This is a genomic window from Variovorax sp. J22G73 (assembly GCF_030317035.1).
Classification (GTDB): Bacteria; Pseudomonadota; Gammaproteobacteria; order Burkholderiales; family Burkholderiaceae_C; genus Variovorax.
Window position 1 is genome coordinate 1 of record NZ_JASZYK010000009.1, and the last position, 21,110, is coordinate 21,110.

The 21,110-nt window shown below is 68.2% G+C and carries 21 protein-coding genes; 13 read left to right on the top strand and 8 right to left on the bottom strand.

Annotation, left to right across the window (positions count from 1 at the left end; genetic code table 11):
• Window positions 1-369: hypothetical protein (locus tag QTI51_RS27000; RefSeq protein ID WP_286516829.1), on the top strand; the 369-nt coding region annotated here is incomplete at its 5' end.
• Here the strand turns inward: QTI51_RS27000 and QTI51_RS27005 are convergent.
• Window positions 366-908 carry a hypothetical protein gene (locus QTI51_RS27005; protein WP_116911881.1) on the bottom strand — a complete coding sequence of 181 codons (543 nt, stop codon included), beginning with the start codon at window positions 906-908 and terminating at the stop codon, window positions 366-368. The two genes, QTI51_RS27000 and QTI51_RS27005, sit on opposite strands and share 4 nt — an antisense overlap.
• Window positions 909-1,031: 123 nt before the next feature.
• Between QTI51_RS27005 and QTI51_RS27010 the strand changes: the two genes are divergently transcribed.
• Window positions 1,032-2,012: a LysR family transcriptional regulator gene (locus QTI51_RS27010; RefSeq protein ID WP_116911880.1), complete on the top strand. Its 981-nt coding sequence runs from the start codon at window positions 1,032-1,034 to the stop codon at window positions 2,010-2,012.
• Window positions 2,013-2,022: 10 nt separating this feature from the next.
• Here the strand turns inward: QTI51_RS27010 and QTI51_RS27015 are convergent, their stop codons facing one another.
• A complete protein-coding gene (locus QTI51_RS27015; protein WP_165840421.1) occupies window positions 2,023-2,196 on the bottom strand; it encodes a hypothetical protein in 174 nt (57 codons plus the stop codon).
• Between the two features lie 126 nt (window positions 2,197-2,322).
• On the opposite strand from QTI51_RS27015, the gene QTI51_RS27020 reads away from it, so the two are divergent.
• Window positions 2,323-3,129: a metallophosphoesterase gene (locus QTI51_RS27020; RefSeq protein ID WP_116911879.1), complete on the top strand. Its 807-nt coding sequence runs from the start codon at window positions 2,323-2,325 to the stop codon at window positions 3,127-3,129.
• A gap of 96 nt (window positions 3,130-3,225) precedes the next feature.
• Window positions 3,226-4,740 (top strand): amidase, encoded by a 1,515-nt coding sequence (locus QTI51_RS27025; protein ID WP_116911878.1) that lies wholly within the window; start codon window positions 3,226-3,228, stop codon window positions 4,738-4,740.
• Window positions 4,741-4,776: 36 nt separating this feature from the next.
• Here QTI51_RS27025 and QTI51_RS27030 read toward each other — a convergent pair whose 3' ends face one another.
• Together QTI51_RS27030 and QTI51_RS27035 are read right to left on the bottom strand one after the other, a co-directional pair.
• Window positions 4,777-5,394, bottom strand: coding sequence for a TetR/AcrR family transcriptional regulator (locus tag QTI51_RS27030; RefSeq protein WP_116911877.1), 618 nt, complete (start codon window positions 5,392-5,394; stop codon window positions 4,777-4,779).
• A gap of 95 nt (window positions 5,395-5,489) precedes the next feature.
• Window positions 5,490-6,224, bottom strand: coding sequence for a GntR family transcriptional regulator (locus QTI51_RS27035; RefSeq protein WP_116911876.1), 735 nt, complete (start codon window positions 6,222-6,224; stop codon window positions 5,490-5,492).
• Window positions 6,225-6,488: 264 nt separating this feature from the next.
• On the opposite strand from QTI51_RS27035, the gene QTI51_RS27040 reads away from it, so the two are divergent.
• The 8 genes from QTI51_RS27040 to QTI51_RS27075 all read left to right on the top strand — a co-directional run bounded on the left by QTI51_RS27040 (window position 6,489) and on the right by QTI51_RS27075 (window position 14,337).
• Window positions 6,489-7,832 carry an aromatic ring-hydroxylating dioxygenase subunit alpha gene (locus QTI51_RS27040; RefSeq protein ID WP_116911875.1) on the top strand — a complete coding sequence of 448 codons (1,344 nt, stop codon included), beginning with the start codon at window positions 6,489-6,491 and terminating at the stop codon, window positions 7,830-7,832.
• 6 nt (window positions 7,833-7,838) lie between these two features.
• Entirely contained in the window at window positions 7,839-9,290 is a 1,452-nt protein-coding gene (locus QTI51_RS27045; protein ID WP_116911874.1) for a glutamine synthetase family protein, read from the top strand.
• 16 nt (window positions 9,291-9,306) lie between these two features.
• Window positions 9,307-9,630 (top strand): 2Fe-2S iron-sulfur cluster-binding protein, encoded by a 324-nt coding sequence (locus QTI51_RS27050; RefSeq protein ID WP_116911873.1) that lies wholly within the window; start codon window positions 9,307-9,309, stop codon window positions 9,628-9,630.
• 118 nt (window positions 9,631-9,748) lie between these two features.
• On the top strand, window positions 9,749-10,951 hold the full coding sequence (locus QTI51_RS27055; protein ID WP_116911914.1) for an ABC transporter substrate-binding protein: 1,203 nt from the start codon (window positions 9,749-9,751) through the stop codon (window positions 10,949-10,951).
• Between the two features lie 69 nt (window positions 10,952-11,020).
• Window positions 11,021-11,881: a branched-chain amino acid ABC transporter permease gene (locus tag QTI51_RS27060; RefSeq protein WP_116911872.1), complete on the top strand. Its 861-nt coding sequence runs from the start codon at window positions 11,021-11,023 to the stop codon at window positions 11,879-11,881.
• Entirely contained in the window at window positions 11,878-12,840 is a 963-nt protein-coding gene (locus tag QTI51_RS27065; protein ID WP_116911871.1) for a branched-chain amino acid ABC transporter permease, read from the top strand. The genes QTI51_RS27060 and QTI51_RS27065 overlap by 4 nt, the downstream gene beginning before the upstream one ends.
• Window positions 12,837-13,604: an ABC transporter ATP-binding protein gene (locus tag QTI51_RS27070; RefSeq protein WP_116911870.1), complete on the top strand. Its 768-nt coding sequence runs from the start codon at window positions 12,837-12,839 to the stop codon at window positions 13,602-13,604. Before QTI51_RS27065 ends, QTI51_RS27070 begins: the two co-directional genes overlap by 4 nt.
• Window positions 13,597-14,337, top strand: a complete 741-nt coding sequence (locus tag QTI51_RS27075) for an ABC transporter ATP-binding protein (RefSeq protein ID WP_116911869.1) — start codon at window positions 13,597-13,599, stop codon at window positions 14,335-14,337. The genes QTI51_RS27070 and QTI51_RS27075 overlap by 8 nt, the downstream gene beginning before the upstream one ends.
• A gap of 40 nt (window positions 14,338-14,377) precedes the next feature.
• Here QTI51_RS27075 and QTI51_RS27080 read toward each other — a convergent pair whose 3' ends face one another.
• The 3 genes from QTI51_RS27080 to QTI51_RS27090 form a co-directional block, all read right to left on the bottom strand.
• On the bottom strand, window positions 14,378-14,764 hold the full coding sequence (locus tag QTI51_RS27080) for a hypothetical protein (protein WP_116911868.1): 387 nt from the start codon (window positions 14,762-14,764) through the stop codon (window positions 14,378-14,380).
• Window positions 14,765-14,879: 115 nt separating this feature from the next.
• Window positions 14,880-16,046, bottom strand: coding sequence for an ABC transporter substrate-binding protein (locus QTI51_RS27085; protein WP_116911867.1), 1,167 nt, complete (start codon window positions 16,044-16,046; stop codon window positions 14,880-14,882).
• Window positions 16,047-16,150: 104 nt separating this feature from the next.
• A complete protein-coding gene (locus QTI51_RS27090; protein WP_116911866.1) occupies window positions 16,151-17,734 on the bottom strand; it encodes a phospholipase D family protein in 1,584 nt (527 codons plus the stop codon).
• A gap of 128 nt (window positions 17,735-17,862) precedes the next feature.
• Between QTI51_RS27090 and QTI51_RS27095 the strand changes: the two genes are divergently transcribed.
• Window positions 17,863-19,092 carry a spore maturation protein gene (locus QTI51_RS27095; RefSeq protein WP_116911913.1) on the top strand — a complete coding sequence of 410 codons (1,230 nt, stop codon included), beginning with the start codon at window positions 17,863-17,865 and terminating at the stop codon, window positions 19,090-19,092.
• Between the two features lie 24 nt (window positions 19,093-19,116).
• Here the strand turns inward: QTI51_RS27095 and QTI51_RS27100 are convergent, their stop codons facing one another.
• Window positions 19,117-21,102, bottom strand: coding sequence for an alkyl/aryl-sulfatase (locus QTI51_RS27100; protein WP_116911865.1), 1,986 nt, complete (start codon window positions 21,100-21,102; stop codon window positions 19,117-19,119).
• Window positions 21,103-21,110: the final 8 nt, after the last annotated feature.

The following is a 21,110-nucleotide window of genomic DNA, read 5'->3' on the forward strand; positions in this document are numbered from 1 at the left end:
CAACCGCTTTTCGCAATCAGCCGCCGAAGTCATTTCAGCGAAGCCTTCGATTATGCACTGCTTTTTCAAACCGCGTCAACTTCGAAGGAAGTTTTTTTACCCGACTCACTCGCAGTCAATTCCGAAGAACTCACCGCGACTCACTTTGCAGTGGCTGTCAGTCGAGCCCTCGATTATGCACAGTTTTCGAGGGAATGGTCAACGAAGGCGAAGATTTTCACCAAAGAGTCACTTGCAGCCCGCCAGGCTGGCCACTGGGTCCGGCAGCTCACGACTCACACTACTAATAGAGACGGAGACCCCCCAGGCAAGCGGACAACAAAAAAGCCGCCCGAAGGCGGCTCTTGCATCCAGCGGTTCGCTGCTTAGTAATAGCGCGAGCTGTTCATGCGGCGCATCGCTTCATACAGCGTAGGCATGCGCGCTTCTTGCGAACGCACCGTCATGCGGGCGACAGCGTCGATCTTGGCGACGTCGGCTGCAGCCACCGTGCCTTGCGACTGTTGGCGCCACATGGCGGCTTGCAGTTCCTGCATCACGCGCGGATCGCTCTTGGCGGTTTCCAGGAAGCGGGCATCGGCACGGGCCGCGGCGCGGCGTTGTGCTGCGGCGCGCCAGGCGCCGGCGACGCTGCTCTGGCGAACCGAGCCGGCGAACAGTGCGAACAAGCCGATGGCTGCAAGGCAAAACACGGTCCAGACAGCCAACACGCTGCCTTCGTTCCAGTTCGACACGAGCGAGTCGGTCACCACCAGCACGGCCGCCGCGATGGCGACGATCAGCAGGGCGATGAGCGGGCGGGCGCCGTTGGCACCGGCGCGGGCGGCCTGGATCTGGCCGAACAGGACTTCGGCGCGACGCACGCCGGGGTGGACAGTAGGTTGGTCAACGTGGACGAAGCTGGTCATGATGCATCCCTCCTTGGGGACAGTGGAAATCAGTGGTGGCGAACAAGGCCGATGCAGTGATATTAGGGCTTACCCTAGTGCGTTTCCACTTTATCTTTCTGATGTTTATCATTCACATCACTGATGGACGTCAACTTTCGCACACTCGATCTCAACCTGCTCCGCGTCTTCGACGAGGTGATGGCAGAGCGCAACCTCACGCGCGCGGCCCGCAACCTCTCGATCACACAGCCTGCGGTGAGCAACGCGCTGCGACGCCTGCGCGAGGTGCTGGGCGACGAGTTGGTGCGCCGCTCGGGCGCGGGCGTGGAGCCCACGCCCCGTGCGCTGGCCCTGTGGCCGACGGTGCGCGACGCCTTGCGCCAGCTGCAGCACACGCTGGCGCCCGGCGAGTTCGATGCCGGCACCGCCGACACGACCTTCCTGTTGGCAATGGCCGACGCCACCGCGGCCGAACTCATTCCAGGCCTGGTGCAGATCGCTGAAAAAGAAGCGCCCGCCATCTCGCTGCGCGTGCTGCCGCTGACCACGCGCGACCCGCGCCGCATGCTGGAGCAGGAAGAGGTCGACATGGCCGTCGGCTATTTCCCGGCGGTGATCGCCAGCCTCGCGGCGCGCGGGCAGTCGGGCGTGGGGGTGGCGTTCGAGACCCAGCGGCTCTACCTGGGCCAATATGTGTGCGTGATGCGGCGCGGCCATCCGCTGGCGAATGCGCCGCTGACGCTGGACGACTATTGCGCCGCGCGCCACCTGCTGGTGAGCTTTTCGGGGCGGCCGTACGGCTTCATCGACCAGACGCTGGGCGCCATGGGGCGCGAACGGCGCATCGTGGTCACGGTCAACCAGTTCTTCACGGCGGGCCGGGTGGTCGCCAATTCAGACCTGCTGACGGTGCTGCCCCGTCACTTCGTGACCGTGACGGGCATCGACGACCAGCTGGTGCTGCGCGACCTGCCCTTCGACCAGCCGCCGGTGCATGTGGATGCCGTGTGGCACCGGCGCGCCCAGCACGGGCATGCGCACGAGTGGCTGCGCACCGCGCTGTTGCGCGCCGCAGCCGCGGCCTTCGCCGGATCGGTCCTCGGACAGAAGGTGCCCGGCTGACCGGTGTGGCTCAGCGGACGACGCTGAGCCAGGCGCTGGCGGCAGCGCGCAGTTCCTGCGCGTCGTGAGCGCCGCGGCCGGCTCGCATGTCGGCGCTTTCCATCAGGTTGGCGGCGTGGCTGGCCGGCGCGTTGACGGTGGAGGAACGGAAGAAACGTGCCACTTGGGCGATGAGGCTGAACATGGTGTTGCGCGGCTTCTGGCCGTGCTCTGAGTTGCTGATGCTCCAAGATTAAGGGTTATCCCTAGTAAAACAAGCTCGACCTTATGCACTTCACGCATGGGGCAATTCACCTAGACTGCCCCGACGATGAAGCTGCAACTGCTCTCCGACCTGCACCTGGAGTCCCATCCCCGCTTCCAGGCCGAGCCCGTGCCGGGCGCCGACTTGCTGATATTGGCGGGCGACATCGGCTCCTACCAGCAGGGTTCCCGCCTGACGGACACCGACTTCGGCCTGGGCCGCTTCTCGCCGCGCAACGGCTGGCCGACGCCCGTCGTCTATGTGCCGGGCAACCACGAGTACGACAACCTCGACTTCGACGACACCCACGCTAGGCTGCGCGCGCTCTGCGAAGAGCTCGACATCCTCTGGCTGGAGCGCGAGACCCGCGTGATCGGCGGCATCCGCTTCGTCGGCACCACGCTCTGGGCCGACTTCGACGCACTCGCCTTGCCCACCGACAGCCTGGGCGAGGCGCTGAAAAAGCGCGGCAAGGCAATGCGCGCCGCGGACTTCTACCTCGAAAAAGCGGCCACCATCCGCAACGGCGCGCTGTTCCTCGCCGAGCAGTTGCGGGAACAGGCGCTGGCCTGCCAGACCTGGCTGGCGCAAGCGCTGGACGAGCCGTTCGACGGCACCACCGTGGCCATCACCCACTTCGCGCCAAGTCTCGAGAGCGGCGATCCGCGCTACGGCCTCACGCCCGGCACGGCGGGTTTCTGCAACGGGCTGGACGAACTGCTTCCGCACGCCAGGCTGTGGCTGCACGGCCATCTGCACTGCCCCTCCGACTACGTGAAGAACGGCTGCCGCGTGGTGGCCAACCCGCTGGGCTATGCGCGCAACGGCGAACAGGAAGGCTTCAAGCCCCACCTGCTGATCGAGGTGCGCTGAAACCCGGCGCGGCGGCATGCACGCCCGGTAACGCACCTACAGCGCCCGCTGTGTAGACTGGCCCGAGACCATCTCACCGGTGGAGAGGAGAGCGCCATGACGCAGCAAGAACAAGGACGACGAGGCTTCCTGAAACAGGCCGCCGGCACCGCCGCGGTCCTCGGGCTGCCGGGCATAGGGCGCCAAGCCTTCGCCCAACGACCCGACAGCGTGGGCAGCGGCAGCAGCACCGCCAAGGCCATGGGCCAGCTGTCCATCGCCGAGCTGTCGCGGCGCCTGGCCGCCGGCACCCTCAGCAGCAGCCAGCTGGTGGAAGAAGCGCTCGCCGCCATCCAGAACCCTGCCGGTGAAGGCGCGCGCAGCTTCATCCGCGTGCACGCCGAGTCGGCCCGCGCCACCGCCGCGCGGCTGGACACCGAGCGCAAGGCCGGCCGGGCGGCCGCTTCGCCGCTTTCCGGCATCCCGATTTCGCTGAAAGACCTGTTCGACGAAGCCGGCGTCACCACGCTCGGCGGCTCGACCGTGCTTGCCGGGCAGCCGCCGGCCGCGCGCGACGCACTCGTGGTCGAGCGCTTGCGGCGCGCGGGCGCGATCATCGTCGGGCGCACCAACACGGTCGAGTTCGCCTACACGGGCCTGGGCATCAACCCGCACTACGGCACGCCGAAGAACGTCTACGACCGCGCGACCGGCCGCATCCCCGGCGGCTCCACCTCGGGCGGCGCCATCTCGGTGGCCGACGGCATGGCGGCGGGCGCCATCGGCACCGACACCGGCGGCTCGCTGCGCATTCCAGCCGCGCTCAACGGCCTGGTGGGCTTCAAGCCAACGCAGCGGCGCATTCCGCTGGACGGCGTGCTGCCGCTGTCGACCTCTTTCGACTCGGCCGGCCCGATGGGCTGGACGGTCGAAGACTGCGCCCTGCTCGACGCCGTGCTGGCCGCCGAGCTGTCGCGCCCCTTGCGCGTGCTGCCCCTGCGCGGACTGCGTTTCGCGGTGCCCAAGACCTTCTTCCAGGACGAGCTGTCGCCGCCCGTGGCGGCGGCGTTCGCGTCGGCGCTGGCCAAGCTGTCGGCGGCGGGTGCCACGGTCACCGAACTGCCGATGACCGAGTTCGCCAAGGCCCCGACCATCAACCCGCGCGGCATGATCACCGCCGCCGAGGCCTTCACCTGGCACCGCGAGTTCATCAAGACCGGCGCCGCCAGGTACGACCCGCGCGTGCTGGCGCGCATCAGGACCGGCGAGGCCATCACCGCGCCCGACTACCTGCAGCTGCAGGCGCTGCGCCGCCAGTTCATCCGTTCGGTGAACACCGCCGCCGCCGGCTACGACGCCATGCTGATGCCCACCACGCCCGACATCGCGCCGCCCATCGCCGAGGTGCTGAAGGACGACGAGACCTACTACCGCATCAACGCCCGCATGCTGCGCAACCCGTCGGTGGTGAACCTGTTCGACGGCTGCGCGCTCTCGGTGCCCTGCCACGACGCGGGCACCGCGCCGGTCGGCCTGATGGTGGCGGGCATCGGCAACACCGACCACCGGCTGCTGGCCGTGGGCGCAGCGGTGGAGGCCGTGGTCACGCCGCGGCGCGCGCTCAGCAGCTGAGGCGCCGACGGTGGTGGTGGCGGTGGCGCCGCCGGTTCAGCGCGCGGCGATGCCTTCGAAGCAGGTCGCGAGCACCAGCTCGACGATCTGCTCGTCGGTCTGCAACCCGCCCGCCTTCAGGAAGCCGAGCACCGGATCGCAGGCGCGCGCATACAAGGTGTACAGCACGGCAATCGCGGGCAGCTTCGGGTTGAGCGAGCCGTCGGCCTGCGCAGCCTGGATCCAGCCGCCGAGCGTGTCGCTCAGGGTCACCAGGCGGTTGAGGTAGCCGCGGTTGTTCATCAGCGCGGCGCGCAGCGTGGAGTTCTGGTGCGGCAGCGAGGGCATTTCGCCGGCCAGCTGCACCTGCATCGACCAGCGCACCACGGCGCGCAGCCTGTCGACGGGCTTGTCGCCGGCCGGCACCGCCGCCACGAAGTCGAGCGTGCGCTGCATGATGCGCACCATGGCCGCGGCGGCCAGGTCTTCCTTGCTGGGAAAGTGCTTGTACAGGCTGGCCTTGGCGATGCCGACGGTGGCGGCCACCTCGTCGACCGTCATCGACTCGAAGCCCTTTTCGGCCAGCAGGCGGTTGGCGGTCTGCACGATGGCCTCCTCGCGGGCCTGCAGCATCTGTTCCTTGAACGAGGTCTTGGCGGGGACGGTGGCACTCATGCCCGAAATTCTAGTCTTGCGCGTCGCCGACCAGACGACATGCCCGCCGAAATACCGTCCAGTCTTTTACAGACTGGGCAGTTGCACACGCCTTTTCAGCTGCTGCGGCCCTTGGACACCAGCCGAATGCCCGGCATCAGCTCGGCCGCCAGCTCGGGGCGTTCCAGCGCGTAGTCGAGGTTCATGCGCGCGATTTCGACGTGCTCCTCGCCCAGCGCCTGCGCCCGCGAGCCTTGGCCGCGCTCGATGGCCTGCACCATCGCGTGGTGCGTGCGGTGCGCCTGGCGCATCCACTGCTGGCCCTCTTCCATCGACGACTGCATCGGCAGCATCGCGCTCGGTGCGGCGAAGGGCTGGCCGCCCAGCATGTCCATCACGCGCTTGAGCGCGAGGTTGCCGCAGCCTTCGAGGATCAGCTTGTGGAAGCGGTCGTTCATCTCGACGTACGCCGCGTAGTCGTCGATTTCCATGCTCGGCTTGTTCACGGCGCGGTCGCCGTCGTCCAGGCATTCCTTCAGGTCGCGCAGCAGCTGCCGCGAGGCGCCGTCCTCGGCCAGCAGCCGAGCGGCAAAGCCTTCGATCACGCCGCGCACGCGAATGGCGTCGGCCACCTCCTGCGAGGTGAAGCGGCGCATCTGATAGCCGCCGCTGGGCGACTGCTCGATGAGACCTTCGTGCTCCAGGCTGGCCAGCGCCAGCCGCACGGGGGTGCGCGAGGCCTCGAGCTTCTCGGCGAGCGGGATCTCGGCCAGCCGCTCTCCGGGCACGAATTCGCCCTTGAGGATCAGGTCGCGCAGTTGCACGAGCACGCGGGATTGTTGGGAGTCCATCGGCGGATTCTAGGAGACGCCGCCGCCATTGCACGCAGCAGATTTACCCTGGCTCGGTTGTTGCATGCACTGTTAGATATCAAGTGTCAAAAACTAACGGAAGCCTGAGTATTTACCCTGATTTTGGGCGTTCAACGCCCCGATTCAGGGCAAAAACAGCCCCGCAAGTTTGACCGGAGCCGACGATCACCAAGACAATGCATACAGTTGCATGCAATGGCGATTCAAACTTCTTTTGACCGCACCCACGATGGAGCCCGCACGATGATCAGCGCAGAGCAGAACGATTTCATCACCCGCGTCGGACCCGGCGCCCCCGCCGGCAAGCTGCTGCGCCGCTACTGGCAGCCGGTCGCCCTGGCCGACGAGCTGGCCGGCCCGCGCCCGGTCAAGCCGGTGAAGCTCATGGGGCAGGACTTTGTCCTGTTCCGCGACGAGAGCGGCCAGCTCGGCATGCTCGACCGCGACTGCCCGCACCGCGGCGCCGACCTGGCCTTCGGCCGGCTGGAAAACGGCGGCATCCGCTGCGCCTTCCACGGCTGGCTGTTCGACGCCAAGGGCAACTGCCTCGAAACCCCGGCCGAACCCGCCACCAGCAAGCTGTGCAGCCGCATCAAGCAGTCGGCGTATCCGGTGGTCGAGAAGGCCGGCATGGTGTTCGCGTACATCGGCGAGGGCGAGCCCCCCGCCTTTCCTGATTTCGACTGCTTCGTTGCCCCCGACAGCCACACCTTCGCGTTCAAGGGCCTGTTCGAGTGCAACTGGCTGCAGGCGCTCGAAGTGGGCATCGACCCCGCGCACGCCTCGTACCTGCACCGCTTCTTCGAGGACGAGGACACGTCCGAAAGCTACGGCAAGCAGTTCCGCGGCGCCTCGGCCGACTCCGACATGCCCATCACCAAGGTGCTGCGCGAATACGACCGCCCCGACATCAGCGTGGAGCCCACCGACTACGGCTTTCGCCTGAAGGCGCTGCGCAAGCTCGGCGAAGACACCACCCACGTGCGCGTGACCAACGTGGTGTTCCCGCAAGCCTTCGTGATCCCCATGAGCGCGGAGATGACCATCTCGCAATGGCACGTGCCCGTGGACGACACGCACTGCTACTGGTACGCCGTGTTCACCAGCTTCACCGGCCCGGTGGACAAGCAGCAGATGCGCGACCAGCGCCTGAAGCTCTACGAGCTGCCCGACTACACCTCGCGCAAGAACAAGCGCAACAACTACGGCTACAGCATCGACGAGCAGCTGACCGAAACCTACACCGGCATGGGCGACGACATCAACGTGCACGACCAGTGGGCGGTGGAGTCGCAGGGCGCCATTCAGGACCGCACGCGCGAGCACCTGGGCAGCACCGACAAGGGCATCATTGCCTACCGCCGCGTGCTGGTGAAGGCCATCGAGGCCACGCTGGCCGGCGAGACCGCGCCGATGCTCATCGACGCCGCGCAGGCCAGCGCCATGACCGGGCCGCCCTCCATCGACGGCATCGGCCGCAACGTGAGCGACGAGGCGTCCACCGAGGCCTACTGGCAGGACGCCGACCGCGCGCGGCGCGAGAAGTCCGACTGGGCCTCTGCACGCCTTTCACGGCTTGTTGCCTGAAGCACCATGAGCAGCAAGAGCCACACATTCGTCGACCGCTTCGGTCTCTGGTCCGACGACCAGCATGCGCAGGCGCGCGAACTCGTGCGCCGCATCGACAGCGGCGAGGTCGACCTCGTGCGCTTCGCCTGGCCCGACCAGCACGGCATCCTGCGCGGCAAGACGCTGGTGGCCACCGAGGCCCGCTCGGCCCTGTGGGAGGGCGTGAACCTCACCTCCACCCTGCTGGCCAAGGACACCTCGCACAAGACCGTGTTCCCGGTGTTCAGTGCCAACGGCGGTTTCGCCATCGAGGGCCTGCAGGGCGGCGCCGACTTCACCGTGGTGGCCGACCCCGCCACCTTCAAGGTGCTGCCATGGTCGCCGCGCACCGGCTGGGTGCTGTGCGACGCCTACATGGCCGACGGCGCGCCCTGCCCCTTCGCCACGCGGCAAATACTGCAGCGCGCGGTGCGCCAGCTCGACGAACTGGGGCTGGACTTCATCGCCGGGCTGGAGGTGGAGTTCCACGTCTTCAAGCTCGACGACGCGCGCATGGGCCTGGGCGATTCGGGCCAGCCCGGCGAACCGCCGCGCGTGTCGCTGCTGTCGCACGGCCACCAGTACCTGACCGAGCTGCGCTACGACCGCGTCGACACGCTGATGGAGCTGCTGCGCTCGCAGCTCGTCGCGCTGGGCCTGCCGCTGCGCTCGCTCGAAATCGAGTTCGGCCCCAGCCAGTTCGAGCTGACCTTCGGCCCCACCGCCGGCGTGATGCCCGCGGACACCATGGTGCTGCTGCGCAGCGCCATCAAGCAGATCTGCCAGCGCGCCGGGCTGCACGCCACCTTCATGTGCCGCCCGAAGATCCCGAACGTGATGTCCAGCGGCTGGCACCTGCACCAGTCGCTGCGGCGCAAGAGCGACGGCGTGAACGCGTTCATGCCCGAGGCCGAGGGCCGGCACCTGAGCGACATCGGCATGCACTACCTCGGCGGGCTGAAGGCGCACGCCTGCGGCGCGGCCGCGCTGGCGAGCCCCACCATCAACGGCTACCGGCGCTACCGCCCGTTCTCGCTCGCGCCCGACCGCGCGATCTGGGCCAAGGACAACCGCGGCGCCATGCTGCGCGTGCTGGGAGGCGTGGGGCAGAACGCCTCGCGCATCGAGAACCGCGTGGGCGAGCCGACGGCCAACCCGTACCTGTACCTGGCCTCGCAGCTGTTCTCGGGCCTGGACGGCATCAGGAACCGCATCGACCCCGGCCCTTCGGCCGACGCGCCGTACGAAACGCCGGCCGAGCAACTGCCGCGCTCGCTGGGCGACGCCCTCGCCTGCCTGCGCAAGGACGAGATGCTCAACGCGCAGATGGGCAAGACCTTCGTCGACTACCTGTGCCACATCAAGGAAGCGGAAATCGCCCGCTTCAACCTCGAAGTCAGCGAGTGGGAACACCGCGAGTACTTCGACATGTTCTGAACGAGCCCCCACAAGAATGCCCACGATTCACTACATCCTCAAGGACGGCACCACGCGCGACGTCGACGCCAAGCTCGGCGCGAGCGTGATGGAGACCGCCATCCGCGGCAACGTGCGCGGCATCGACGCCGAGTGCGGCGGCTGCTGCTCCTGCGCCACCTGCCACGTCTACGTGGAAGACGCCTTCCTCGCGCTGCTGCCGCCGCCCGACGACATGGAAAGCGCCTTGCTCGACGCGGTGGCCTCCGAGCGCCGGCCCGGCTCGCGCCTGAGCTGCCAGCTCACCGTGACCGCGGCCTTCGAAGGCCTCACGGTGCGCGTGCCCGAAACGCAGATCTGACGCGTGGCTCGGGCATCATCGCCCGCTGCCCACATCCGGTTACACGACAGCGGCGCCCGAGCGGGCGCATTGATTCATTCCACCTGAAAGGCCTTTCCAAATGACGCCGATGAAGCCAATGAAGATGACCAAGAGAACCCTGCTCTCGACCTTGATGCTGGCCGGCTTCGGCCTGCTGGGCGCCACGGCGCACGCCGCCGACGAGCCGCTGCGCATCGGCCTCATCGCCACCTACTCGGGCCCCTACGCCGACTACGGCCGCCAGTTCGACGCCGGCATCGCCCTGTACCTGAAGGAGCACGGCGGCAAGGTGGGCGGGCGCGCCGTCGAGATCATCAAGAAGGACACCGCCGGCCCCGCGCCCGACGCCGCCAAGCGCATTGCGCAGGAACTCATCGTGCGCGACAAGGTGAGCATCCTCACCGGGCTGGACTTCAGCCCCAACGCCTACGCCGTGGGCGCCATCGCCACGCAGGCCAAGATCCCGACCATCGTGATGAACGCGGCCTCCTCGGCCATCACCACCAGCTCGCCGTACGTGGCGCGCCTGTCGTTCACCGTGCAGCAGGTCACCGACCCGATGGCGCGCTACATGCTCAAGGAAGGCGTGAAGGACGCGTACACCGTGGTGGCCGACTACGCCTCGGGCGTCGACGCCGAAACCGCCTTCAAGAAGACCTTCACCGCCGGCGGCGGCAAGGTGTCGGGCGAAGTGCGCACGCCCATGAACAACCCCGACTTCTCGGCCTACGTGCAACGCATCAAGGACGCCAAGCCCCAGGCCGTGTTCTTCTTCTTCCCCTCGGGCGTGATGCCGCCGGCCTTCCTGAAGGTGTGGAAGGAGCGCGGCATGGAGCAGGCCGGCATCAAGCTGTACGCCACCGGCGAAGCCACCGACGACAGCTACCTCGACGCCACCGGCGACGTGGCGCTGGGCCTGGTCACCAGCCACCACTATTCGTTCGCGCACCCCTCGCCCAAGAACCAGAAGTTCGTGAAAGACTTCGCCGCCGACAACGGCGCCAAGCTGCGCCCGAGCTACTTCGCCGTGACGGCGTACGACGCCATGGCCGCCATCGACCTGGCGCTGGCCAAGACCAAGGGCGACGCCGGCGGCGACAAGTTCATGGACGCGCTGAAGGGCCTGAGCTTCGAGAGCCCGCGCGGCCCCATCGAGATCGACCCGGTCACGCGCGACATCGTGCAGACCGTGTACATCCGCAAGACCGAGCGCGTGAACGGCCAGCTGGTGAACGTGGAGTTCGACAAGTTCGACCGCGTGAAGGACCCGGCCAAGGAAGGCGCAGCCGCAGCCAAGTAAAGGGACCGACGACCGGCAACCCCGGTCGTCCCCCCACCCGCCAGCCAGCACGCAGCAAGCAGGAAATTCATGGGCATCGTGATCTTCGATGGAGTGGCCTACGGCATGCTCCTGTTCCTCATCGGCGTGGGCCTGTCCATCACGATGGGGCTCATGAATTTCGTCAACCTCGCGCACGGCAGTTTCGCGATGGTGGGCGGCTACGCCGCAAGCGTGCTCATGAACCACTTCGGCCTGGGCTTCGGCCTGTCGCTCGCGGCGGCGTTCGTGGCTGCCGCCGTGGTGGGCGCGGCGCTGGAGCTGGTGTTCTACCGGCGGCTGTACCGCGCGCACCCGCTGGACCAGGTGCTGCTGTCGATCGGCGTGGTGTTCGTGTCGATTGCCGCGTTCACCTACTTCTTCGGCCCGACCATGCAGCCCTTCACGCTGCCGCCTGCGCTCGACGGCCAGGTGTCGCTGCTGGGGCTGGAGGTGGGCCGCTACCGGCTGTTCCTCATCGTGTGCGGCGTGGCGGTGCTGGTCGCGCTGCTGCTGGGCCTGGGCAAGACGCGCTACGGCGCGATGGTGCGCGCGGCGGTGGACAACCAGCGCGTGGCGGGCGGCACCGGCATCCATGTGCAGCGCCTGTTCTTCCTGACCTTCTCGCTGGGCTGCGGCCTGGCGGGCCTGGGCGGCGCGCTGAGCCTGGGCATGCTCGGGCTGGAGCCCTCGTTCCCGCTGAAGTACCTCGTGTACTTCCTGATGGTGGTGTGCGTGGGCGGCGCCGGCACCGTAACCGGGCCCTTCATCGCGGCGCTGCTGGTCGGCATCGTCGACGTGGCGGGCAAGTACTACTGGCCTGAAGCGGGCGCCTTTCTCATCTATGTCTTCATGATCGTCATGTTGCTCGCGCGGCCCCACGGCATCGTCGCCAAGAAGGGGGTCGCATGAAGGCCTTGAGCGTTTCCCCCGCGCAGCTGCGCATCGCCGAAATCGCCTTCTGGCTCGCGCTCGCATCCAGCTTCTTCCTGCTGCCCGACAAGCTCACGCTCATGAGCCAGATCATGATCTTCGGCCTGTTCGCCGTGTCGCTCGACATGGCGCTGGGCTACGCCGGCATCCTCACCGTGGGCCATGCCGCCTTCTTCGGCGCCGGTGCGTACGCCGCCGGCCTGCTCGCCAAGTACGGCTGGAGCGAGCCCTTCACCGGCCTGGTGTTCGCGCTGGTGGTGAGCGGGCTGCTGGGCTATGCGCTGAGCTACCTCGTGGTGCGCGGTGCCGACCTCACGCGGCTGATGATCACCATCGGCGTGTGCGTGCTGCTGTTCGAGGTGGCCAACCGGCTCTCGGGCATCACCGGCGGCACCGACGGCCTGCAGGGCGTGGTCATCGCGCCGGTGCTCGGCTTCTTCGACTTCGACCTCTACGGCAAGACCGCGTTCTGCTATGCCTTCGGCGTGGTGCTGGCCATGTTCCTGCTCGTGCGGCTGGTGCTGCGCTCGCCCTTCGGCCTGGCGCTGCGCGGCATCCACGACAGCCGCAAGCGCATGCTGGCCATCGGCTCGCCGGTGGAAGCCCGCCTGCGCATGGCCTATGCGTTCTCGGCCGCGGTGGCCGGCGTGGCCGGCGCGCTGCTGGCGCAAACCACGCAGTTCGTGGGCATCGAATCGATCGGCTTCAACCGCTCGGCCGAGGTGCTCATCATCCTCGTGCTCGGCGGCACCGGGCGGCTGTACGGCGGCATGATCGGCGCCATCGTCTACATGCTGATGCACGACATGTTCGCCGACATGAACCCGCAGTACTGGATGTTCTGGCTCGGCATCTTCCTGATCGCGGCCGTCATGCTCGGGCGCGGCGGCATCATGGGGGCGCTGTCGCGCTTCGTTCGCACGGGAAAGGCGCGATGAACAGTTCGACCACCCACACCCTGCGCACGCAGAACCTGGGCATCCGCTTCGGCGCCTTCCAGGCGGTGAGCGAAGTCAACCTCTCGCTGGAGCCCGGCGCGCGGCAAGCGCTCATCGGCCCGAACGGCGCGGGCAAGACCACGCTCATCAACCTGCTCACCGGCGTGTTCAAGCCCACGAGCGGAAGCATCCACATGGGCGATCGCGACATCACGCGCCTGCCCTGCGACAAGCGCGCCCGCATGGGCCTGGCGCGCACCTTCCAGATCAACACGCTGTTTCCCAGCCTCACGCCGCTGCTGTCGGTGGTGCTGGCCATCAGCGAGCGCGAAGGGCTGGGCGCCACCTGGTGGCGGCCGCTGAAAGGCTGCACGGCCGTGTTCGACGAGGCGCATGCGCTGCTCGGCACGCTCAAGCTCGACAGCCTGGCCGACGTGCCCGTGGCCGAGCTGCCCTACGGCAAGCAGCGCCTGCTCGAGATTGCGCTGGCGCTGGCCGCCAGGCCCCGCATCCTGCTGCTCGACGAGCCGGCCGCGGGCGTGCCGGAAGACGAGAGCGGCGAGCTGTTCGAAGCCATTGCGGCGCTGCCCGACGACATCAGCGTGCTGTTCATCGAGCACGACATGAAGCTGGTGTTCCGCTTCTCGCGCCGCATCTCGGTGCTGGTGGGCGGTCGCATCCTCACCGAAGGCACGCCGGGCGAAATCGGCGCCGACCCGCGCGTGCGCGAGGTCTACCTGGGAAGTTCTCATCACCATGCCTGAAGCACCCGCACCCGCACCCGCACTCTCGTTCGAGCGGCTCACGGCCGGCTACGGCAACGCCGTGGTCCTCGACCGCCTCGACTTCTCATTGCAGCAGGGCGAAAGCCTCGCCATCCTCGGGCGCAACGGCGTGGGCAAGACCACGCTGCTGGAAACGCTCATGGGCAACACCCGCGTGATGCAGGGCACCATCCGCTGGCAGGGCGAGGACATCACGCGCTGGCCCTCGCACCAGCGCGTGCGCGCGGGGCTGGGCTGGGTGCCGCAGGAGCGCGAGGTGTTCCCCTCGCTCACCGTGGAAGAAAACCTCACCGTCATCGCGCGCTTCGGCGCCTGGAACCTGAAGCGCGTGTACGACTTCTTCCCGCGCCTGCGCGAGCGCCGCGGCAACTACGGCAACCAGCTCTCGGGCGGCGAGCAGCAGATGCTGGCCATCGGCCGCGCGCTCATGACCAACCCGAAGCTGCTGCTGCTCGACGAGCCCATGGAAGGGCTGGCGCCGATCATCGTGGAGGAACTGGCCGCGGCGATCCGGCGGCTGTGCGAGTCGGAAGGGCTGGCGTCCATCGTGGTCGAGCAGCACCCGGTGCTGGCCCTGGAGATGACGCACAAGGCCATCGTGCTGGAGCGCGGCACCGTGGTGCACGCGGGAACCAGCGCGGCGCTGGCGGCGGACCGCGGCCTGCTCGAAGGCCTGCTCGGCGTGGGCATCGCCGAGGACGTGGCCGCCTGAGGTGCAAGCCGATGCGGCCGCTTGGAGCGCCGCCCCGGTTTCAGCCCACCGCCTGTTCGCGGCAGCGCCGGGCGCACACGCTGAAGCGCCACGCGGCGAGGCACGCGAGCGCGAAGGCCACGGCCCACGAGATCCACAGGCACGCGAACACGATGAAGGTCACGCCGATGTCCGCCAGGTGCGTCCAGAACGAGGGAGCGCCGTCGCGCAGGCCCGCAAGGCCCTGCAGGTAGGTGCCCACGCACCACCACACGGCCGGCGGCACCACGGCCACGCACAGCGCGTAGCCAAGGCCGGCCTCCAATGCGCCGATGCGCCCTTGCGCAACCGGCCGCCGCCATGCGAAGAAAGCGGCCAGCGCGAGCGCCGCGCAGGTCACGAAGCCGAGCAGCAAAAGGCCGTTCAGCAGCAGGAAGTCATCGTCCATGGGCGCCAGGCTCCGGCAGTGCAGGTGGCTTGCACTGTAGCGGCGCCATTTCCGAACCACGCGCTGGCGGAGTGGAAGTAGCCGCAGGCGCTACCCGCGGGAGCGCGGGTTCGGCTCAGCTCAACATCTGCCCGCGGCTGCCGATCACCGCCACGTCCACGAACTGGCCGCCTTCGCGGTTGGTGCGCCCGTAGTTGATCTTCACGCCGCCCATGTCGAAGTTCTCGATGCTGGCCAGCCCCGACATCACCGAGGCGCGCGTGAGCGAGCCGCCGGCGCGGCGCATGCCCTCGGCCAGCACGGCGGCGTTGATGTAGCCCTCCAGGCTCGTCAGCGAGAAGTCCTTCACGCCGCTGGCCACCATGTCGGCCTGGTAGCGGCGCACGATCTCGAAGCGGGTCGAGTACGGCGAAGGCACCACGATCACGAAGCCCAGGCCCTTGGCCAGGTCGCCCATGGCCGCGAGCGCGCTGGCCGTGATCGACAGGCCGTACGCCGAGCTGCTGTTGCCCGCCTCGCGCAGCGCCTTCAGGAACACCGGCGCCGTGCCGGCCAGGCCCACCACGATCACCTGCGGCTTGGCCTTGGCGATGGCGGCGGCCGCGGGGCCCACTTCCATGCTGGTGGTGTTGGGCGTGGTCGCGATGACCGCGGGTTCCAGCTTGGCCTTGGCCAGCGCGTTCTTGAAAGCCGCCAGCACCGACTGGCCCAGCGGGTCTTCGGAGTGCACGAGCCCGATGCGGCTCTGGCCCAGCACGGCGGCCGTGCTCACGAGCTTGTCGACTTCCTGGTCGTAGTTGGCGCGCACCCAGAAGGTGTTGGGCGAGGTCTTCTTGCGCAGCGAGATGGTGCCGGTGATGGGGCCGACCACGGCCATGCCGGGCACCGCGTCCATCACCTCGGCGGTCTGGCGCGTGCCCAGCGGGTGCAGCAGCGCGAGCACCGAGCTGTCTTTTTCGAAGGCCAGCGCGTTGGCCTTGGCCACGTCGGGCTTGAAGGTGTCGTCGGCCATCACCAGCTCGACCTTGGTGCCGTTGATGCCGCCGGCCTTGTTCAGCGCCGCGAAGAAGGCGCTCGACCCCTGGAACAGCCCCTGCCCGTTGGCCTTCTCGACGCTGCTGTTGTCGAAGGTGGTGCCGATGCGCACCGCGCGGCCCTGCGCGAACGCCGGGAACCCCAGGCCTGCGGCAGCGCTGGCCGCGGTGGCGGCCAGGCCCGTCAGCGCTCGGCGACGGCTGGTGGAAAGCGGCGCAATCGACTCGCGCGGCAAGGGATCGGTCATGGTCGAAGTCTCCGGAATGCGGTCACAAAAGTTCACATTTCTACTAGAAATGTAACGCAACCGACCGTTTTGGAGATGACAAATCGGCGCGCGCCGACCCGTACTTACAACAGTTCTTCGCCCACGATGGGCAGCAGGAGCCAGTTCTTGAAGCGCAACCACAGGAACTCGCCCGGCTCGTCCTCGTGCACGATGTCGCCGCCCGCATCGTCGTATTCGAGCCACTGCACGCGCCGCCCGTCGGGCCCCAGGCGCAGCCGGTAGCCGAGGTTGACGCGCTCGCCGCTGATGAGCTTGTCGTAGTCCTTCACCAGCTCGGGGCTGTCGATGAGCAGCCCCATCTCGGTGTTGACGGCGGCCGAGCGGTGGTCGAGGTTCATCGAGCCGACGAAGAAGCGGTCGTCGTCGATCACCGCGAGCTTGGCGTGCAGCCGGCTGATCGACTTGCCGAAGTCGCCGAACCGGCCCGAGCGCCCGGTGAGCGTGGGCGCGATCTCGTAGATGGTGACGCCGATCTTCAGCATGTCGGCGCGGTAGCGCTCGTAGCCCGCATAGGCCAGCGGCTCGTCGGTGGCGCCCAGCGAATTGGTGACCACGGTGACGCGCCCGCCGTTCTCGATGGCCTTCTTCATCATCGCCATGCCGTGCGCGCCCGGAATGAAGTACGGCGAGCCGATCTTCACCTCGCGCTTCGCCGAATTGATGGCGCCCAGCGCCCCCTCGGTCACGCTGCCTTCGTAGGCCGCGTCGGCCTTGCGCGTGATCTTCTCGGGCGAGTCGACGAACAGCGTCGACGGCGCCCAGTAGCGCTCCACGTTGCCGGTGATCAGCTCCTGCCCCACCGGCGGCTTGTTGAGCACGTCGCGCTGGTGCATGGCCACGTCGGGCACGGCCGTGCGCGCGATGGCGTCGAAGCGCTTCTGCGCCTCTTCCACCGGCATGCGCAGCGGCGCGATCTGCTCGATGGGGCGCACGTGCTCGCTGTTCCAGTAGCGGTCGAAGCCCTCGGACATCTGGCGCACCACGGGGCCGCTGGACAGCACGTCCATGTCGATGAAGTTCGCCGCCGTGCTGCGCATGAAGTACTCGTTGGCGATGTTGCGCCCGCCCGAGACCGCGAAGCTGTTGTCGGCCACCAGCAGCTTGTTGTGCATGCGGTGGTTGATGCGCCCGAAGTCGGTGAGCGACAGCAGCAGCCGCGCCGACAGCGAACCCGCGCGCGACGGCAGCGGGTTGAACAGGCGCACCTCCACGTTGGGGAACGCCGACAGCGTGCCGAACACCTCGTCTTCGCCGGCCGTGTACAGGTCGTCCACCAGCAGGCGCACGCGCACGCCGCGCGCGGCGGCCTCGCGCAGTTCCTTCAGGAACAGCAGGCCGACGTCGTCCTTCTGGATCAGGTAGTACTGCACGTCGAGCGACTTCTCGGCGTGTCGCGCCAGCGAAATGCGCGCGTCGAAGGCAAAGGCCGCCTCCGGCAGCAGCCTGAAGCCCGACAGCGTGGTGGAGCCGCCCGGCGTGCCCTTGGCCGCGAGCTGCGCCAGCTCGGTCTGTGACACTTCCGTGTCGGAGTAGGCCTTGACCAGCGGCATCGGCTTGCCGGGCGGCAGGCTCACGCAGCCGGCGAGCCAGAGCGTGGCCGCGCCCAGTGCCAGGCTGGCAAGTCGACGGAGGGTGGCGGCGCGCATGGCCCGAACTGTAGCTCGCGGCGCGGGGGAATGCGTGAAGGATTGCGCAGGCGAATGCGCAGGGGATTGCGCAGGCGAATGCCATGGGTGGCCAGCCTATGATCGCGCACCAAAAAGGGAAAAGAAGCGTGCTCAACGGCTTGTGGCTGGGTTTCTTCGCGATGGCGGCGCTGGCCGCGCTGGGGCGGTGGCTCGTCGGGGGCGACCCGACGGTGTTCGCGGCCATCGTCGAGAGCCTGTTCACCATGGCGCGGCTGGCGGTCGAGGTGATGGTGCTGCTGTTCGGCACGCTCACGCTGTGGCTGGGCTTCCTGCGCATCGCCGAGGCGGCGGGGCTGGTCGGCTGGCTGGCGCGGCTGCTGGGGCCGCTGTTCAGCCGCCTGATGCCGGGCGTGCCGGCGGGGCACCCGGCGCTGGGGCTCATCACCATGAACTTCGCGGCCAACGCGCTGGGCCTGGACAACGCCGCCACGCCCATCGGCCTGAAGGCCATGCGCGAGCTGCAGCGGCTCAACCCCGATCCGGTCACGGCCACCAACGCGCAGATCCTGTTCCTGGTGCTGAACGCTTCGTCGCTGACGTTGCTGCCCGTCACCATCTTCATGTACCGCGCGCAACAGGGCGCGGCCGACCCGACCATGGTGTTCCTGCCGATCCTGCTGGCCACCAGTGCCTCGACGCTGGTCGGGCTGCTGTCGGTGGCGCTGGTGCAGCGCCTGCGGCTGTGGGACCCGGTGGTGCTGGCCTACCTGGTGCCGGGCGCGCTGCTGCTGGGTGGCTTCATGGCGCTGCTGGGCACGCTGTCGGCGGTGGCCATCGCCTCGCTGTCGTCGCTGCTGGGCAACCTGGCGCTGTTCGGCGTGATCCTGGTGTTCCTGCTGGCGGGTGCCGTGCGGCGCATCAAGGTCTACGAATGCTTCATCGAGGGCGCGAAGGAAGGCTTCGACATCGCGAAGAACCTGCTGCCCTACCTGGTGGCGATGCTGTGCGCGGTCGGCGTGCTGCGCGCCTCGGGTGCGCTCGACTTCGTGCTGGGCGGCCTGCGCTGGCTGGTGACCGCGGGCGGCTTCGACGCGCGCTTCGTCGACGCCATGCCCACCGCGCTGGTCAAGCCCTTCTCGGGCAGCGCGGCCCGCGCGATGCTGATCGAGACCATGAAGACACAGGGCGTCGACAGCTTCCCCGCGCTGGTGGCCGCCACCATCCAGGGCAGCACCGAGACGACGTTCTATGTGCTGGCGGTGTACTTCGGCGCGGTTGGCATCCAGCGGGCGCGGCACTCGGTGGCGTGTGCGTTGCTGGCCGAGGTAGCCGGGGTGGTGGCCGCTGTCGCGGTCTGCTACTGGTTCTTCGGGTAAGCGCTTGCCCTGGGCAAGGCAACGCTACTTGCGCGGCTCGACCACGGGAAACATCAGCTCGAAGTTGTCCATCATCGACATCAGCTCCGCCAGCTTTCCGCGGTCGCCGTCGATCTTCACCTTGCCTGTGAGCACCGCGGCCGGAAAGCTCGTTTCCTTGAGCGTCACCGCATCGAGCGTGGCGCGCGCCAGCGTGATCGTGGCATCGGCGCCGGGTTGCTGGCCGGCAATGTGCGTGAGCGCGGAGTTTTCCAGCGTCAACACGAACTGCTGGTTCGAGTCCGTGAAGTTCCAGTTGATGACCATCTTCTTGCCCTCGGCCTTCGCCGCGTCGAGCCGCACGCCGAGGAAGTCGAAGAACAGGTCGTTGCTCACCGCCTTGAGCGTGTCCGCGTTGGCGCTGCTGCCGCCGGCGATCTTCGGCACGCCGTTGCGCAGCTCCATCGCGCCCACCAGGTAGGCGCTGCGCCAGGTGCCGGCTTCGGACTGGTAGCCCAGCTGCTCCAGCGCATCGGCGCCCAGTTCGCGCGCCGCGCGGTTCGACGGGTCGGCATACACCACCTGGCTCATCGCGCTGGCCACCCAGCGGAACTCGCCCTTGCCGAAGTCTTCGCGCGCACGGGCCAGCACCGCGTCGGCGCCTCCCATGTATTCGACCGTTTTCTTCGCGTAGGCCACCGGCGGCAACGGGTTCAGGTTGGCGGGGTTCGCGTCGTACCAGCCCAGGTACTTCTGGTACACCGCCTTGGCGTTGTGGCTCAGCGTGCCGTAGTAGCCGCGCGCCGACCATTCCTGCGCCAGGCTCGCGGGCATGCGTAGCGTCTCGGCGATGTCGGCCGCGGTGTAGCCCTGGTTGAGCAGGCGCAGCGTCTGGTCGTTGATGAACTTGTACATGTCGCGCTGCTTCTTCAGCAGGTCGACGATGCGCTCGCGCCCGGTGGTGGGCCAGTGGTGCTGGGCGATGAGCACGTCGGCCCTGTCGCCGAAGGCCACGCGCGCCTCGTCGATGTACTTCGACCACAGGTTGCCGTCGCGCACCTCGGCACCGCGAATGGTGTACAGGTTGTGCATGGTGTGCGTCACGTCTTCCGCCATGTTCAGCACGCGAAACTGCGGCAGGTACAGCAGCATTTCCGACGGCGCCTCCGAGCCCGGCACCAGCCGGAACACGAACTGCACGCCGTCGATGGTGCGCTCCTCGGTGGGCTTGTCGATGGTGGAGGTCGGCGCCACCAGCGTGATGCTGCCGCGCGCCAGCGCCTTGCCCAGGCCCGTGTCGACCTGGCCGCGCACGCCCGGCGGCAGCAGCGAGCCGAACTGGTACTGCGAGCGCCGGTTCATCGCGTTGCCCGCGAGGATGTTCTCGGCCACCGCCGTTTCCATGAAGGCCGCGGGCGCGATCACCTGCACCTTGCCCGCGGCCACGTCGGCCTCGCTCAGCACACCCTTCACGCCGCCGAAGTGGTCGGCGTGGCCGTGCGTGTAGATCACCGTGCCCACCGGCTTGCGCGGGCGGTGCTGGTAGTACAGCTCGAGCGAGGCGCGCGCGGTCTCGGCGGTGAGCAGCGGGTCGATGACGATCAGCGTGCCGTCGCCTTCCACGATGGTCATGTTCGCCAGGTCGAAGCCGCGCACCTGGTACACGCGCTCGGTCACCTGGAACAGGCCGTGGATGGCGTTCAGCTGCGCCTGGCGCCACAGGCTGGGGTTGACGGTGTCGGCCGGCGTGTCGGTCTTCAGGAAGTCGTAGGGCTTCATGCTCCACACCGGGCGCGGGCCGGTGCCCGGCACCAGCGCGTCGGGCACGGTGGCGATGAAGCCGCGCATCGCGTCCTCGAAGTCGCGCCGGTCGGCGAAGGGCAGCGTCTTCGCCATGTCGGCGTTGGCCTTCAGCGTGGAGGGCTCGGGCGGCTTGGGCACGGTCTGCGCGAGGGCCGAGCCGGTGGCGAGCGCGCAGGCGAACGTGCAGGCCGTTGCAATGCGCGCGCGGGAGAAACGGGGGAGCGTCATGGGGTGTC